This is a genomic window from Streptomyces sp. NPDC020422 (assembly GCF_044386705.1).
Taxonomy (GTDB): Bacteria; Actinomycetota; Actinomycetes; order Streptomycetales; family Streptomycetaceae; genus Streptomyces.
Genome location: NZ_JBIRVJ010000007.1, coordinates 259,327 through 274,428 on the forward strand (window position 1 = coordinate 259,327; position 15,102 = coordinate 274,428).

At 72.7% G+C, this 15,102-nt stretch carries 14 protein-coding genes; 6 read left to right on the forward strand and 8 right to left on the reverse strand.

Annotation, left to right across the window (positions count from 1 at the left end; translation table 11 throughout):
• The first annotated feature begins 70 nt into the window (after positions 1 to 70).
• From ACH414_RS20775 to ACH414_RS20785, 3 genes are all read left to right on the forward strand, one after another.
• Complete coding sequence (locus ACH414_RS20775) at positions 71 to 937, forward strand: helix-turn-helix domain-containing protein (RefSeq protein ID WP_382536796.1); 867 nt, start codon at positions 71 to 73, stop codon at positions 935 to 937.
• On the forward strand, positions 938 to 1,174 hold the full coding sequence (locus ACH414_RS20780) for a DUF397 domain-containing protein (protein WP_015037566.1): 237 nt from the start codon (positions 938 to 940) through the stop codon (positions 1,172 to 1,174).
• Positions 1,175 to 1,250: 76 nt separating this feature from the next.
• On the forward strand, positions 1,251 to 2,069 hold the full coding sequence (locus ACH414_RS20785; protein ID WP_382536793.1) for an SAM-dependent methyltransferase: 819 nt from the start codon (positions 1,251 to 1,253) through the stop codon (positions 2,067 to 2,069).
• Between the two features lie 111 nt (positions 2,070 to 2,180).
• Here ACH414_RS20785 and ACH414_RS20790 read toward each other — a convergent pair whose 3' ends face one another.
• From ACH414_RS20790 to ACH414_RS20800, 3 genes are all read right to left on the reverse strand, one after another.
• Positions 2,181 to 4,082, reverse strand: a complete 1,902-nt coding sequence (locus ACH414_RS20790) for a M64 family metallopeptidase (RefSeq protein ID WP_398942823.1) — start codon at positions 4,080 to 4,082, stop codon at positions 2,181 to 2,183.
• Between the two features lie 58 nt (positions 4,083 to 4,140).
• Positions 4,141 to 5,484, reverse strand: a complete 1,344-nt coding sequence (locus ACH414_RS20795; RefSeq protein WP_398942825.1) for a 6-phospho-beta-glucosidase — start codon at positions 5,482 to 5,484, stop codon at positions 4,141 to 4,143.
• Between the two features lie 100 nt (positions 5,485 to 5,584).
• On the reverse strand, positions 5,585 to 7,369 hold the full coding sequence (locus ACH414_RS20800) for an FAD-dependent oxidoreductase (RefSeq protein WP_382536785.1): 1,785 nt from the start codon (positions 7,367 to 7,369) through the stop codon (positions 5,585 to 5,587).
• Between the two features lie 140 nt (positions 7,370 to 7,509).
• On the opposite strand from ACH414_RS20800, the gene ACH414_RS20805 reads away from it, so the two are divergent.
• Positions 7,510 to 7,941: a YchJ family protein gene (locus ACH414_RS20805; RefSeq protein WP_382536782.1), complete on the forward strand. Its 432-nt coding sequence runs from the start codon at positions 7,510 to 7,512 to the stop codon at positions 7,939 to 7,941.
• A gap of 94 nt (positions 7,942 to 8,035) precedes the next feature.
• On the opposite strand, the gene ACH414_RS20810 is transcribed toward ACH414_RS20805, so the two are convergent.
• From ACH414_RS20810 to ACH414_RS20820, 3 genes are all read right to left on the reverse strand, one after another.
• Positions 8,036 to 10,129, reverse strand: coding sequence for an MDR family MFS transporter (locus ACH414_RS20810; RefSeq protein ID WP_398942828.1), 2,094 nt, complete (start codon positions 10,127 to 10,129; stop codon positions 8,036 to 8,038).
• Between the two features lie 100 nt (positions 10,130 to 10,229).
• A complete protein-coding gene (locus ACH414_RS20815; RefSeq protein WP_382537377.1) occupies positions 10,230 to 10,430 on the reverse strand; it encodes a hypothetical protein in 201 nt (66 codons plus the stop codon).
• Between the two features lie 314 nt (positions 10,431 to 10,744).
• On the reverse strand, positions 10,745 to 11,803 hold the full coding sequence (locus ACH414_RS20820; protein ID WP_386567548.1) for an ATP-dependent DNA ligase: 1,059 nt from the start codon (positions 11,801 to 11,803) through the stop codon (positions 10,745 to 10,747).
• A gap of 94 nt (positions 11,804 to 11,897) precedes the next feature.
• On the opposite strand from ACH414_RS20820, the gene ligD reads away from it, so the two are divergent.
• Entirely contained in the window at positions 11,898 to 12,914 is a 1,017-nt protein-coding gene (gene ligD / locus ACH414_RS20825; RefSeq protein WP_386567547.1) for a non-homologous end-joining DNA ligase, read from the forward strand.
• A gap of 102 nt (positions 12,915 to 13,016) precedes the next feature.
• Here ligD and ACH414_RS20830 read toward each other — a convergent pair whose 3' ends face one another.
• Together ACH414_RS20830 and ACH414_RS20835 are read right to left on the reverse strand one after the other, a co-directional pair.
• Positions 13,017 to 13,748 carry a TetR/AcrR family transcriptional regulator gene (locus ACH414_RS20830; RefSeq protein ID WP_398942831.1) on the reverse strand — a complete coding sequence of 244 codons (732 nt, stop codon included), beginning with the start codon at positions 13,746 to 13,748 and terminating at the stop codon, positions 13,017 to 13,019.
• 61 nt (positions 13,749 to 13,809) lie between these two features.
• Entirely contained in the window at positions 13,810 to 14,538 is a 729-nt protein-coding gene (locus tag ACH414_RS20835; protein ID WP_386567543.1) for an IclR family transcriptional regulator, read from the reverse strand.
• A gap of 283 nt (positions 14,539 to 14,821) precedes the next feature.
• Here ACH414_RS20835 and ACH414_RS20840 point away from each other — a divergent pair, with 283 nt between their 5' ends.
• Complete coding sequence (locus ACH414_RS20840) at positions 14,822 to 15,088, forward strand: WhiB family transcriptional regulator (protein ID WP_382536764.1); 267 nt, start codon at positions 14,822 to 14,824, stop codon at positions 15,086 to 15,088.
• Positions 15,089 to 15,102: the final 14 nt, after the last annotated feature.

Below are 15,102 nucleotides of genomic sequence, written 5' to 3' on the forward strand. Positions count from 1 at the left end.
GAGTGCTGTGTTCTCTCTGGCGGTGTTCGTGGCACACTCATCGAAACATCGCGTCGGGGAGGTCTTGAGAGTGAGCGAGCCGCGGTCCGCCCCGACGGTGGGACAGGTGGTACTCGGCAAGCGCCTGCAGGATCTGCGCGAGCGGGCCGGCCTCAAGCGGGAAGAGGCCGCCAAGATCCTCCGGGTCGCTCCGGCCACGATCCGGCGCATGGAGACGGCCGAGGTCGCGCTGAAGATTCCGTACGTACAGCTGCTGCTCAAGGCGTACGGCATCACGGACTCCGAGGCCGAGGGCTTCATCGCCCTCGCGGAGGAGGCCAACCTCCCCGGTTGGTGGCAGCGGTTCCACGACGTGCTGCCCGGCTGGTTCTCCATGTACGTCAGCCTGGAGGGGGCCGCGAGCCTCATCCGGGCCTACGAGCCCCAGTTCGTCCCCGGTCTGCTGCAGACCGAGGACTACGCCCGTGCCATTCTGCGCAGCGGGGCGGTCGGCGGCAGCAATGACGCCGAGGAGATCGACCGCCATGTAGCCCTCCGCATGGAGCGCCAGTCCCTGCTCACCAGGGAGGACGCGCCCAAGTTCTGGGTGATCATGGATGAGACGGTCTTCCGCCGACCGGTCGGCAACGGGCCCGAAGTGATGCGCGACCAGCTCGACCGGCTGCTCGAAGCGTCCGAGCTGCCGAACGTCACCCTGCAGATCGCGGAGTTCGGCTCCGGCCACCACCCCGGTACCTATGGGCCGTTCGTCCTCTTCCGCTTCGCCATGCCCGAACTCCCGGACATGGTCTACAGCGAGTACCTGACCGGCGCCGTCTACCTCGACGCGCGCCCCGAGGTGGCCTCCCACCTCGAGGTCATGGACCGCATGGCGGCTCAGGCCGCGACTGCACAACGCACGAAGGAGGTTCTGCGGAACCTCCGCAAGGAGCTGTGAATGGATCGCATATACAACGGCATGCCCGCCGCCGAGCTCGGTGCCGAAGGCTGGCACAAGCCGTGGAGCGGCGGGAACGGGGGCAACTGCGTCGAGGCCATGAAGCTGGCCGACGGCAGAGTCGCCGTGCGACAGTCCGCAGACCCTGAAGGACCCGCGCTCATCTACACCCATGGGGAGATCGCCGCCTTCATCCAGGGGGCCAAATCCGGTCAGGCTGACTTTCTGCTCACCTGACCCCTTCCGCCCCACCCCGCACGTCGCGTAACTCTTGCTGCAAGCACCACCGTTCGCCCCGCCGAGGAGAGAGCCGATGACCCAGGACCCCGCAGCCCCCCAAGGCGGCGTACGCATCGACACCAGCAAGCCGCACCCCGCGCGCATGTACGACTGGTTCCTGGGCGGCAAGGACAACTACCCCGTCGACGAGGAGATGGCCCGCCAGCTCCTCACCGTCGACGCCCGGGGCCGGGACATGGCACGCGTCAACCGCGCCTTCATGCACCGCGCCATCCGCTGGCTCAGCGCGAACGGCGTACGCCAGTACCTGGACGTCGGCACGGGCATCCCGACCGAGCCCAACCTGCACCAGATCGCGCAGGAGGCCGCTCCGGAGTCCCGGATCGTCTACTGCGACAACGACCCGATCGTGCTCGCCCACGCGGCCGCGCTGCTGCGCTCGACCCCGCAGGGGGCCACCGAGTACATCCAGGCGGACGCCCGGGACCCCGAGACCATCCTCGAAAGGGCCGGAAAGGTCCTTGATTTCGACCAGCCCATCGCCCTGTCGATGCTGGCCCTGCTGCACTTCGTCGGAGACGAGGACGGCGCCTACGAACTGGTCGGCAAGCTGGTCGAGAAGCTCGCCCCGGGGAGCTACCTCGTCCTCTCGCACGTCACCGGGGACTTCGACCCCGAGGGCGCGGCGAAGGCCTCCGCCATGTACAAGGCGCGCGGACTGACCCTGCGGCCGCGCTCGCGCGAGGAGCTGGGCGCCTTCTTCGACGGCCTCGACCTGGTCGAGCCGGGCGTCTCGCTCACCGCCGAGTGGCACCCCGAGCTCGGGGAGCCGGTCCCGGTCCAGGGCGACGACCCCATCCCGGGCTGGGCGGCGGTCGGCCGCAAGCGCTGACCGGCCGGCGGGGGATCCCCCACGGGTTCCTCCGTACGACACGCGACGAACTCCGTACGACACGCGCGAGGCCCGCCGGACCACCGGCGGGCCTCGCGCTCTTCCGCGCCCCTAGCGCTTCACCAGCGTCACCAGGAAGCTCCGCGCCGGGCCGACGTTGCCGGCCGCGTCGACGGTGCGGTACTCCACCGTGTGCGTGCCGTAGTCCGGTGTGGCGTCGTCCCACGGCACCGCCCGGCTGCGGCCCAGCTTGCCGTAGACGAGGTCGTCGATCACCGTGCCCGAGGGCGAGAAGCGGAACGGCGCCGAGGCGTCCGTCGGCCAGCCGTAGTACGTGTACCAGCCGTCGCCGTCCACCCGGAACTGGCTCACCACCGCACCCTCCCGGTCGTCCCGCGCGCTCAGCCGCATGGTGAACTCGGCGTCGTAGACGTACTCGACGGGCCGCCCGGGGCGGTGCACCGTCCGCAGCGGCGGCGACAGCTCGTACCCGACGGAGGCGGGCAGCGCGTCCACCGTCCAGCTCAGCTCCTCGTCCGTGCCCGGCAGGCCGGCCGTCACCGTGTGCGTACCGGGGGAGAGGCGCAGCGCGCCCAGGTCCAGATCGCGGTCGTTGCCCGGGTTCGGCACCGTCCGCCCGTCGAGCGTCCAGCGCACGGCCGGGTTCCGGCGGACCGGGTGGGTGGTGTCCGCGTACACGACGGAACGCGCGCCCACCGGGGCGTCCGTCGCCGTGTGCCCGGTGAACGCCGGCCTGGTGGCGTCCCTCGGCGTGCTCAGCGCCGGGTCCACCGTCCAGCTGACCGTGCGGGTCAGGGCGGCCGAAGCGCGCACCGCGGGGTCCCGGACGAACGGGGTGGGATCCGTGACCGTGGCCGTCAGCGCGTACGTACTCCCCGGGGCGAGGTCCAGACCGCGCAGGTCGACGGTCCTGGCGCCGCCGGTCCGCAGCGGGCGCCCGTCGAGGCGCCACTCTACGGCCAGTTCCCCGCCCAGCGGGTGGAGGGTGTCCACCCACACCGTGCGGTCGGCACCGACCGGAGCGGCGTTCGGGGTGTGCTCCTGGACCAGGTTCACCTTCGCGGCGATCGCCCGCACCATCACCTCGCGCTCCACCTGGTCGAAGGAGTAGCCGAGGGTCTTCATGATCGAGTGCCGGCTGGGCCGCCACACGCCCTTCGTGCTGTAGAGCCCGCCCTCGTGCCGGCCGATGACCCCGCCCGACTCGCTCGCCTCGCCCAGCCAGCGCCACCACTTGGCCCGCTGGTCCCGCATCTGCTGCTCCGTCAGCAGCGTGTGGTGCGCCGAGGAGGGCTCGGCGTCCGTGTAGGTCCCGCCCGGGACCCCGCGCCCGTAGTAGTCGTACTCGTCCTGGAGCCCGCCCAGCGAGTGGCCTATCTCGTGCGGGGTGATGAGCGCCGACAGCGCGTTGCCACCGGAGGCGGTGGCGTAGCTCCCGCCCGCGCCGCCGTACGTGGAGCTGTTGGCGAGCGCCACTATCTGCCGGTTGGAACGGCTCGTCCCCGGGACCAGATCGGCGAGGGCGGCCGCCTTCGCGCTGTCGACGGTGAGCAGCCGCTGCACGCTGCCGGGGTTGCAGCCGCCCCAGAAGCCCATGTCGAGCGCCGTGTCACGGGCCGGCGCGTCGAGCCCCGGGTCGCAGTCCACGCCGGAGTCCTTCGACGGTGCCTCCACCGCCCACACGTTGATGTACGAGCGGTACGAGGCGAACGGCTCGATGCTCCACAGCGTGCTCAGGTGCCGCTCCACGTCCGCCCGGAACTTGGGCAGTTCGGCGGCCGTGTAGCCGTCTCCCATGACCACCAGGTTGAACCTCTTGCCGGCCGGTCCGGTCGTCTGGACGGGTACGACCGTCGCCTCGCCCGCCTCCGCGGCGGCCGGGCTGCCGCCGCCGGCCACGGAGCCCGTGCCCACCAGCCCCGCGGCCAGCAGACAGCCCGCGGCGAGCCGGGCCACTCCTCGTCGAACACCCCTGCGTCGCTGTGAAGTCATGGGGCGCGAGCCTAGGCCGCGCCCCTGACCGCGTAAAGATGTTCGCCGGCCGTCCGACTCAATGACGCAGATACGCAAGGCCGGCGTGCTCGGCCGTGTAGCCCTCGACGAGCCGGCGGGCGACCGTCACCGAGTCGACCAGCGGGTGCAGCGCGAAGGCCTTCACCGCGGTGGCCCGCGAACCGCTCTCGGCCGCCGCGAGCACCTCGCGCTCGACCGCCTTCACCGCCGTCACCAGGCCCACCGCGTGGTAGGGCAGCGGGTCCACGGACACCGGGTGGGCGCCGGCCGCGTCGACGAAGCAGGGCACCTCGATGACCGCGTCCGCGTCGAGCACCGACAGGGTGTGCCGGTTGCGGACGTTGAGGATCAGGGTGGCCCGCTCGTTGCGGGCGATGGCCCGCATCAACGTCAGCGCCACCTTCTCGTAGCCGCCCGACTCCAGGTCCTCCTCGTCGCGCTCGCCGACCCCGGCCGCCTCCCGGTTGTGCGCCATGTAGGTCGCCTCGCGCTCCGCGAGCGTGCGGTGCCAGGCGGCCAGGGCGGACGCGTCCGGGCGGTCCGTCTCGCGGTAGAAACCGGCCTGCTGGTCGAGGAGGTAGGCGCCCCGGGTCCGCTCGGCCTCCCGGTAGGCCCGCACCGCCTCCCGGTTGAAGTAGTAGTAGTGCAGGTACTCGTTGGGCACCGCCCCGAGCGAGCGCAGCCACTCCGTGCCGAAGAGCTTGCCCTCCTCGAACGAGCCGAGCAGCTGGTCGTCCTCGAACAGTCGGGGCAGCAGGTCCTGCCCGCCGACGCGCAGACCCCGCAGCCAGCCCAGGTGGTTGAGGCCCACGTAGTCGATCCACGCCTCGCCCGGCTGCGCGCCGAGCACCCGTGCCACCCGGCGGCCCAGGCCCACCGGCGAGTCGCAGATGCCGATCACCCGGTCACCCAGGATCCGGGACATCGCCTCGGTGACCATGCCCGCCGGGTTGGTGAAGTTGATGACCCAGGCGTCCGGGGCGAGTTCGGCGACCCGGCGCGCGATGTGCGTCACCACCGGCAGGGTCCGCAGGCCGTACGCGATGCCTCCGGCGCCCACCGTCTCCTGCCCGAGCACGCCCTCGGCCAGCGCGATCCGCTCGTCGGCGGCACGCCCCGCGAGGCCGCCCACGCGGATCGCCGAGAAGACGAAGTCCGCTCCGCGCAGCGCCTCGTCGAGATCCGTCGTCGCGCTCACCACCGGCGCGTCCGGCACCCCCTCGCCCTGCTCGGCGAGGACCCGCGCGATCGCCGACAGACGCCCGGCGTCCAGGTCGTACAGGGTGACATGGGTGACCCGGCCCTCGGCATGGTCGCCGAGGAGGGCGCCGTACACGAGCGGCACCCGGAATCCGCCGCCTCCGAGAATCGTCAGTTTCATGGCCGTACGCTACTCGGACGCGTGTCGGGGCAGCCGGATTGCCGGTCGCCTGTCCGTTTCCGTGACCACTCCTCGGACGCCCGGCAGAGCGGCCGGCGGCTCAGCCCACGTCGAGCGCGTTGCGCAGGCCCAGGCGGTAGCGCAGCCGGTCGTGGCGCTTGAGGTCCTCCAGCTCCGGGGGACGGAAGAGCGGCCGGACCGTGCAGCGGGGCGCGGTCGAGCCCGTGCGGTCGAGCAGCGCGTTCACGGCCTGGCGGGCGGAGGCGTTGGCGCCCTCCATGGTCGCCAGGTCGATGTCGACGGCCACGTAGTCGCCGGCGAGATAGAGGTTCGGGATCCGGGTGGCCGCCTGGGGCCGGTTGTGGAAGGTGCCGACCGGGTGGACGAGGAGCTGGTCCTCGTTGGTCGGGTTCGGGGTGCCGAGGCCGTCCACCCCGGGGTCGAGGAACCAGGAGTGCAGCGCGCTGTCCTTCAGCACCGTGCGGCCCGAGTCGTTGAACGCCGCCTTCAGCTGGGCCCACACCTCCCGGGCGACCTCCGCGCGGGTGCACTGTTTGGCGGTCTTCCCGTAGAGGATGCCGGGCCGGTCCCACTCGGAGACGTCCACGGACAGGCAGTCGACGACCGTCCCGTCGCCGTAGTCGGCGGCGAAGTCCCGGGACGGCCAGTGCCGGGCCTGCTGGATGGCGGTCAGCGACCAGGGCGAGTCGATGCAGTTGGCGTGACCGGCGAGCAGCGGGGCGCTCTCGGTCAGATAGAACTGGATGCCGGTCATCCAGTCCGTCTCCAGGGCGTCGCAGCGGGCCAGCTGGGGGTCGGCCGCCCGCAGCGCCGCACCCCAGGTCCGCCGGGCGTGCTCGACCGGCATCGCGGAGACGTAGTGGTCCGCGGTCACCCGCCGGCGGACGCCCTGCGGGTCCTCGGTGACCACCCCGGCGATCCGCCCGGCCCCGGCGTCGTAGTCCAGCTCCCGCACGGTCCAGCCGACCCGGAACTCCACCCCGAGGCCGGTCAGGTGGGTCACCCACGGGTCGATCCAGGCCTCGTTGGTGGGCAGCGAGAGGATCCGGTCCAGGGGCCCGTCGGCGCCGCGTCCCAGGGCGTTGAAGGCGAAGGCCTCCAGCAGGGTGGCGACCGTGCGCGTGCTGGCCTCCTCGGCCTTGGTGGCCACGATGTTCCGGGTGAGGCCCACGGCGAGGATGCGCTGGTAGTCGTAGCTCATCCGCGCGGCGCGCAGGAACTCCCACCAGGGGGTGCGCTCCCAGGTGTCGTTCCGCCGCTCGTCGCAGCTGGTGAGGAAGACGAGGAAGCGGTCCACGAAGTACGCGGCCTCGGCGAACGGGATGGAGCGGGCGGTGTCCAGGAGCGCGAGGAGCGCGCGGCGGATCTCGTCGAGGGTGAGCTCGGCCGGGCGGTGCCCCGGCCAGGGCAGCGGGATGCGCAGGTCCTCGCGTCCGGTCCGGGCGAAGGACATCTCGGCCGGGGCCGCGAGGTTGCCCCACACGCCGTCGGCGTTGCCGGGGAAGGGGATGCGCCGCAGGGTGTCGGGGAGGTTGTGGTAGATGCCGGGGATGAACCGGAAGCCGTGCTCGGCGGGGAGCGGTCGGCGCCCGCCGCGGGCACTCTCGGGCACGTCCATGGAGCGCGCCTTTCCGCCCAGCGCCCGGCGCTCGTAGACGGTGACGCGGTGGCCGCGCTCGGCCAGCTCGTGGGCCGCGGTGAGCCCCGCGACCCCGCCGCCCAGGACGGCCACCCGGAGCGGTGTCGCGCTCCCCGCCGCGGCCGCCGGCCGGGCGTCGACGGCGACCGCCCCGGTGACCGCGGCTCCCGTGACGGCGGCCGCGCCCGCCACGAATCCGCGCCGTGAGGTGCCCGTACGCTCCATGCCCCACCCCTTTACCGCCGGTAACAGTCGGGTCCGGCGCAGGAGCATAGGGGCGGAGCCCCAAGACGGGAAGCACCGTGCGGGACGCCCGCTCCCCATGGCGCGATCCCGCCCCCGCCGGTGCGCGAGACAATGACCGCATGTCCCGACGCAACGCCCGTACCAAGCCCGCCCGTGCCGCCCTCACCGCGGACTCGCCGTGCCCCTGCGGCCTCGACGCCGACTACGGCGCCTGCTGCGGCCGCTTCCACACGGGACCGGCCACCGCACCCACCGCCGAGCTGCTCATGCGCTCCCGCTACAGCGCCTTCGTCGCCCGCGACGAGCCGTATCTGCTCCGCACCTGGGCACCGCAGACCCGGCCCGCGGACGTGGACTTCGACCCGTCACTGCGCTGGACCGGCCTGGAGATCGAGGACACCGCCGACGGCACGGCCTTCCACCAGCACGGCACCGTGACCTTCCGCGCCCGCTACAGCCAGGGCGGCACGGCCGGAGAGCTCCACGAACGCAGCAGGTTCGCCCGGCACGAGGGGGCGTGGGTGTACGTGGACGGGGAGTTCCTGGACTGAGCCGGGCCCCACGTCACCGCGGACTGAGCCGGGTCCCACGTCACCGTGGACTGAGCCGGGCCCCACGTCACCGTGGACTGAGCCGGGTCCCACGTCACCGCGCCCCCACGCCCGCCGTCTCCCGGCCCCCCCGCGGCAGCCCCTGTGCCAGGTCCTCCGCGATGAGCTTCTTCGCGATCGAGTCGGTCGCGGCCCGCAGCTCCGGGCCGCTGGGGCGGCCGCGCTCCTGCTCGACCTGGCCGCTGAGCCAGTCGCCCCAGGCCTTGGTGATGACGTCGGCCTCCCGCTTCCCGGCCCGGGTGTGGGAGAGCAGATTGCCGTCCCGGGTGAGGAAGCCCTCGTCGACCATGCGGTCGAAGACCGGCAGCAGGACCTCGGGCGGCACTCGGCGGCCGGCCGAGATGAGTCCGAGGCTCGCGTGTCCGACGAGCCGGGTGAAGAGTTCGACCTGCATGACCGCCCATGCGCCGGCCATGTCGAGCCGGGTGTCCGAGGCGTTGACGATCCGCCGGGCGGTGTCGAGGTCGGTCTTGCGGATGATCCGGCCCACGGACAGCTCCAGGAGCTTGGCCGAGTCGCCGGTGGCGGTGGGGGAGGCGAAGCCCTCGCCCATGTCGGGGGCCGCGGCGCGGGCGGTGTCCCGCAGGGCCACCTGCTTGAGGAAGAGCGCCACGACGAAGCCGACGCCCGCCACCGGCACGGTCCACAGGAAGACGGTGTGCAGCGTGTCCGCGTACGCCTGGACGATCGGTTCGGCGACCCGCGGCGGCAGCCCGTGGACGCCCGCCGGGCTCTGCGCCGCCCTGGCGACGGCGGCCGGGTTCAGCCCGAGGCGCGCGGCGGTGGCCGCGGCCTCGGCGGTGCCCTCGGTGAGGTTCGGCTTGAGGGAGTTGGCGTAGATGGTGCCGAAGACGGCCGTGCCGAAGGAGCTGCCCAGCGTGCGGAAGAAGGTGACGCCGGAGGTCGCGGTGCCGAGGTCGGCGTAGTCGACGGTGTTCTGCACGGCGATGGTGAGCACCTGCATGCACAGACCGATGCCGACGCCGAGCACGAACATGTACAGCGACTCCAGCCAGGTGCTGGTGTCGGGACCCATCAGGGACAGCAGGTACAGGCCGAGGCCCATCACGAGGCAGCCGACGATGGGGAAGGTCCGGTAGTGGCCGGTCTTGCTGACGACGTTGCCGCTGAAGATGGAGGCGATGAGCAGACCGACGACCATCGGCAGGGTGCGGATGCCGGAGATCGTCGCCGAGTCGCCGTCCACGTACTGCAGATAGGTCGGCAGGAAGGTCATCGCGCCGAGCATCGCGAAGCCGACGACGAAGCTGAGCACCGAGCAGACGGTGAAGACCGGATTGCGGAAGAGCCGCATGGGCAGCATCGGTTCGACGGCGCGGGTCTCCACCCAGCAGAACAGGCCGAGCGCGAGCAGTCCTCCGGCGAAGAGCCCGATGATGACGCCCGAACCCCAGGCGTACTCGTTCCCGCCCCAGCTGGTGGCCAGGATCAGGGCGCTGGATCCGGCCGCGACGAGCGCGATGCCCGCGTAGTCGATGACCGGGCGGCTCGCGGAGCGCACGGAGGGGATGGTGCGGGCGGCGGCGATGACGACCAGGATCGCGATCGGGACGTTGACGTAGAACGCCCAGCGCCAGCTGAGATGGTCGGTGAACAGACCGCCGAGGAGCGGCCCGATGACGGTCGAGACGCCGAACACCGCGCCGATCGCGCCTTGGTACTTGCCGCGTTCGCGCAGCGGGATCACGTCGGCGATCAGCGCCATCGAGGTGACCATGAGGCCGCCGGCGCCGATGCCCTGCAGACCGCGCCAGACGATCAGCAGCGTCATGTTGGTGGCGAGGCCGCACAGGAACGAGCCGGTGATGAAGACGACCGCGGAGATCTGGAAGATCACCTTGCGGCCGAAGAGATCGCCGAACTTGCCGACGAGCACGGTCGCGACCGTCTCGGCCAGCAGGTACGAGGTGACCACCCACGACATGTGGGCGGCTCCGCCGAGGTCCGAGACGATCGTCGGCAGGGCGGTGCCCACGATCGTCTGGTCCAGGGCGGCGAGGAGGACGCCGAGCATGATCGTGCCGAAGACGATGTTGCGGCGACGGCGGTCGAGCACGGGCGGCTCGACGCCCGGGGGCGCGGGGGCGGCTTCGCTGGTGGTCGTCACCCTCGCAGCGTCACATCGGCGGCCGCGTCCCGCATGTGGAGTACGCCCGAACCGGTGCGGCGGCGGGACCGGGCCCCGAACGGCCCAGCGGCGCCCGGGGTCAGAAGCCCGGACGCACCGGCAGCTGCGGGTGGTGCTTGGCCAGCACCTTGTTGGCCCGTGCGAGCGCGGCCAGCGCGTGCTCGCGGTCGGCCCGGTCCTCCGCGCACAGCGGCCCCCGGAAGCGGTACACCTCGCGCGCCGCGCTGTCGGCGTCGACCTCCGCCTGGAGCACGTGGAGCGGCAGGCAGGACCCGATCATCGCGGCGACGCGGTCGGGGATCGGGACGGGGACGAGGGGGGAGGGCGAGGCGATCACGGTCGGTCCTTGTGGGTCTGTCGGGCGAGAGGGGTTTCTCCCCTCCATACGTACCGGATCGCGGTGCCGGTTCGACGACGGGTCCGTCACCGCGCGGCAACACCCCCGTGTCGCCTTGGGCGAGGCCCCCCGACCGCGCGGGCGCGGCGGCCGGAGTTCCCGCAGGTGCGGGCCGGTGCGGCCGTCGAGTCGGCCGTCAGTCCATCGAACGCGCATCCGTGAAACGGGAGTTGCGGCACCCCCGGGTGTGGGGCATCTCACCCCAGGATCTCGCCCAGGTCGTACGAGACCGGCTCCTCCAACTGGTCGTAGCCGCAGGACTCCGGGGCCCGGTCCGGGCGCCAGCGCTTGAACTGCGCGGTGTGCCGGAAGCGGTCGCCCTCCATGTGGTCGTACCCCACCTCGCACACCCGCTCCGGGCGCAAGGCCACCCACGACAGGTCCTTCTTCCCCGACCAGCGGCTCGGGGCGCCCGGGAGCCGGGCCTCCTCGTGCGCCGACTCGTCGGTCCAGGCCGCCCACGGGTGTCCGTCGGGCGGGTCCATGCGGAGCGGCTCGAGCTCCTGCACCAGCTCGGCCCGCCGCTTCGCGGTGAACGCCGCGCACACGCCCACGTGCTGGAGGGAGCCCCCGGCGTCGTACAGGCCGAGCAGCAGCGAACCGACCACCGGGCCGCTCTTGTGGAAGCGGTACCCGGCCACGACCACATCGGCCGTGCGCTCGTGCTTGATCTTGTACATCAGCCGGGCGTCGGGCCGGTAGAGCAGGTCGAGGGGTTTGGCGATGACACCGTCCAGACCGGCGCCCTCGTACTGCTCGAACCAGCGCGCGGCGAGGTCCACGTCCGTGGTAGCGGGGGCCAGATGGACGGGCGCGTCGACCCCGGCGAGCGCGTTCTCGAGTGCGGCGCGGCGCTCGGCCAGCGGGGTGTCGAGGTAGGAGTCGTCGCCCAGGGCGAGCAGGTCGAAGGCGATGAAGCGGGCCGGGGTGGTCTCGGCGAGCATCCGGACCCGGGACGCCGCCGGGTGGATCCGCTCGGTGAGCCGGTCGAAGTCGAGCCGGCCGTCGTGCTCGATGACGATCTCCCCGTCCACCACGCAGCGTTCGGGAAGCCGGGCGAGCAGCGCCTCGGCGAGCTCGGGAAAGTAGCGGCCCAGGGGCTTGCCCGTCCGGCTGCCGATGAAGAGCTCAGGCCCGTCCCGGTGCACCAGGGCGCGGAAGCCGTCCCACTTGGCCTCGTACTGCATCCCCGGCGGGATCTTCTTCACCGCCTTCGCCAGCATCGGTTTCACGGGCGGCATCACCGGCAGGTCCATGGCGCGATTCTAGGGAGGGTACGAGCGGAATGCCCGGGAAAGGGTGGTACGGGTCGATGTGCGGCTTACGGGGCTCCGGCCTAGGCTGGCGGCCATGGCAGGCAAGGCGGCAGCGGTGGAGCTCGAGGTCGGCGACCGGACCGTACGGGTCTCCAACCCGGACAAGATCTACTTTCCGGAGCCGGGCTACACCAAGCTCGACATGGTCCGCTACTACCTCGCGGTCGGCGACGGCATCACCCGCGCACTGCGGAACCGCCCCACCACGCTGGAGCGCTACCCCGACGGCGTGACGGGGGAGTCCTTCTTCCAGAAGCGGGCGCCGAAGTACCTCCCCGAGTGGATCCCGACGGCCCACATCACCTTCCCCAGCGGCCGCTCCGCCGACGAGATGTGCCCGACGGAGCCCGCCGCCGTGCTGTGGGCGGCCAATCTGGGCGCGGTCACCTTCCATCCCTGGCCGGTGCGCAGGGAGGACACCGACCACCCCGACGAGCTCCGCATCGACCTCGACCCCCAGCCCGGCACCGACTACGCCGACGCCGTGCGGGCCGCCCACGAGCTGCGGGACGTCCTCGACCGGTACGGGCTGCGCGGCTGGCCCAAGACCTCCGGCGGGCGCGGGCTCCACGTCTTCGTGCCGATCCTGCCGAACTGGACGTTCACGCAGGTCAGGCGGGCGGCGATCGCCTGCGGCCGGGAGCTGGAGCGGCGGATGCCGGACCAGGTCACGATCAGGTGGTGGAAGGAGGAGCGCGGGGAGCGGATCTTCGTGGACTACAACCAGACCGCCCGCGACCGCACCATCGCCTCCGCCTACTCCGTCCGCCCCCGCCCGCACGCCCCGGTCTCCGCCCCGCTGCGGTGGGACGAGATCGACGACGCCGTGCCGCAGGACTTCGACATCCGCACCATGCCCGAGCGGTACGCCGAACTCGGCGACGTCCACGCGGACATGGACGACGAGCGCTTCGACCTGGAGCCGCTCCTGGAGCTGGCCCGCCGCGACGAGGCGGACCACGGCCTGGGCGACCTGCCGTATCCGCCGGAGTACCCGAAGATGCCGGGCGAACCGAAGCGGGTCCAGCCGAGCCGGGCGAAGAAGGAGTGAAGGCCCGAGGGGCCCGGCAGCTGCCCCGGGTGGCCGGGCCCGGCCGCGCTCGGCCGACGTGGTCACCCGGGGCCGCGGCCATCGCCGGATCCTGACCGACCCTCAGGTGGTCGCGCGGACGGTCGAGTTCGTCACGGCGGACTCGACGGCCCCCGCCGCTCCCGCCGGGGGCCGGCGCCACGTCCCGGGCGCGCTGACCTCGTCCCGTGCCGCCTCCGTCGCCTCGGCGCGCAGACGGCGGGCGATGCCGCGGGCGGCGCGTTCGTACGCGGCGGGGTCGGCGAGCAGGACCGAGTGGGCGTTGGCCGACTCCATCAGGGCGATGATCTCGAAGGCGAGCTGCCCGGCGTCGGCGTCCTCGACGAGGCCGCCGGCCTCCCGGGCCTCCTCGATCGTCCGCTCCACGTAGGCGATCCACTCCCGGCGGGCCGTCGCGACCGCGTCGTGGACCGGACCCGTGCGGGCGTCGAACTCCGCCGAGACCGCGGAGAAGAAGCAGCCGCCGGCGAAGACCCGCTCGGCCGAGTAGTCCAGCCAGTTGCGGCACAGCGCCCACACCTTGCCCGGGCCGGGCGGGAGCTCGGCCGGCGGGGTGACGACCCGGCGGGCGAAGACGGCGGCGGCCGCCCGCACCGTCGCCAGCTGGAGCTCCTCCTTGGAGCCGAACAGGGCGAAGACCCCGCTCTTGCTCAGCTTCAGCTCGGTGGCGATCCGTCCGAGCGACAGGCCCTCCAGGCCCTCGACCGAGGCGATGTCCATCGTGCGGCCCAGGACGAGCCGCCGGGTCTGGTTGCCGCGCTCGACGCGCCCGTCCGTCCTGGTGCTGCCGCTCATGGCCCCACCGTGCTGAACGCACGATCGTGCGGACAGTAGGGGCCGCGGGCGCCGGCGGGCGCTACGCCTCCGGGGCGCGGCGCTCGCCCGGTGCGAGCAGCAGCACCTCCAGGGCGCGGGCGCAGGCCCGGGTCCGGGTGAGGAACCAGTCGAGTCGCTCGTCGGTGAGCGAGGACGGCGTCGCCCGCACCGACAGCGCGAAGCGCGCATGGCCGGAGCGCTCCAGTACCGGCACCGCCAGCGTGCGCAGCCCGGGCGTCGACTCGCCGTCGTCGAGCGCGTAGCCCCGCTCCCGCACCGCGGCCGGCTCGCCGGCCGGCACGCCGCTCTCGCCCGCGCGCGGCCAGGCCAGCAGCACCTTGCCGAGGGCCGTCGAGTGCAGCGGGCGCCGCAGGCCGACCTTCGGCGTGACCGCGCCGCCCGCCACGATGACCGCGTACGGCCCGCTGCGCAGCGCCAGGTCGGCGGTGGCGCCGGTCCGGGCGGCCAGGTCGCTCAGCTCGGGCCCGGCCAGGTGCAGACCCCGCTGGTGGTACGAGAGGCGGCCCAGCTCCGTGACGGCGGGGCCGAGCCGGTAGCGGGCCGTGCGCGCGTCCTGCTCCAGGAAACCGGCGCCGAGCAGCGTCCTGGCCAGCCGGTGCGCCGTCGACGTCGACAGGCCTAGCCGGCGCGCCAGATCGGAGGCGCTGAGGTCGGGCCCGTTGTCGTGGAAGCAGTGCAGGACGTCCAGGGCCCGGCGCACCGCCTGGGCCCCGGCCGGTGCGCGGACCGGCTCGGCCTCCGTGGTCATCAGTGATTCGCTCCCCGTCGACGCGTGCTCTGAACGGCCTCCCACGCTCCCATATGGCGGGAGCCGAAGCAGCATCGTGACGAGGTCGGAAACATGCCGTTCACGCACAATCCCGCACCATGGGAGGAGAGTTGGGCGCAACGGTCGCGGCCGGGCGGAAACGGGTGCCGGTTTCGGGGGTTGCCAGGGGCCGGGACTGGACATGATCGTCCTGTCGATGCCCGGCGCGCCGCGTTGATCGGACGTTGATGGGGCGTTTACGGCGCCGCGTGAGTCTCTTCCCATGCAGACCGACACGATGCCCTTCGCCCCGCAGACCCTCCCGGCCCCGGACCTCTCCTGGCAGGAGGACGCGCTGTGCGCGCAGGCGGGGCCGGAGTTCTTCTTCCCGGCGCCGGGCTCCTCGACCCGCGAGGCCAAGCAGCTGTGCGGGGCGTGCGAGGGCCGCGCCGCGTGCCTGGAGTACGCGCTGACGCACGACGAGCGCTTCGGGGTGTGGGGCGGGCTCTCGGAGAAGGAGCGGATCAACCTCAAGCGGCGCCGGGGCTGACGGCGCCCGGCCCC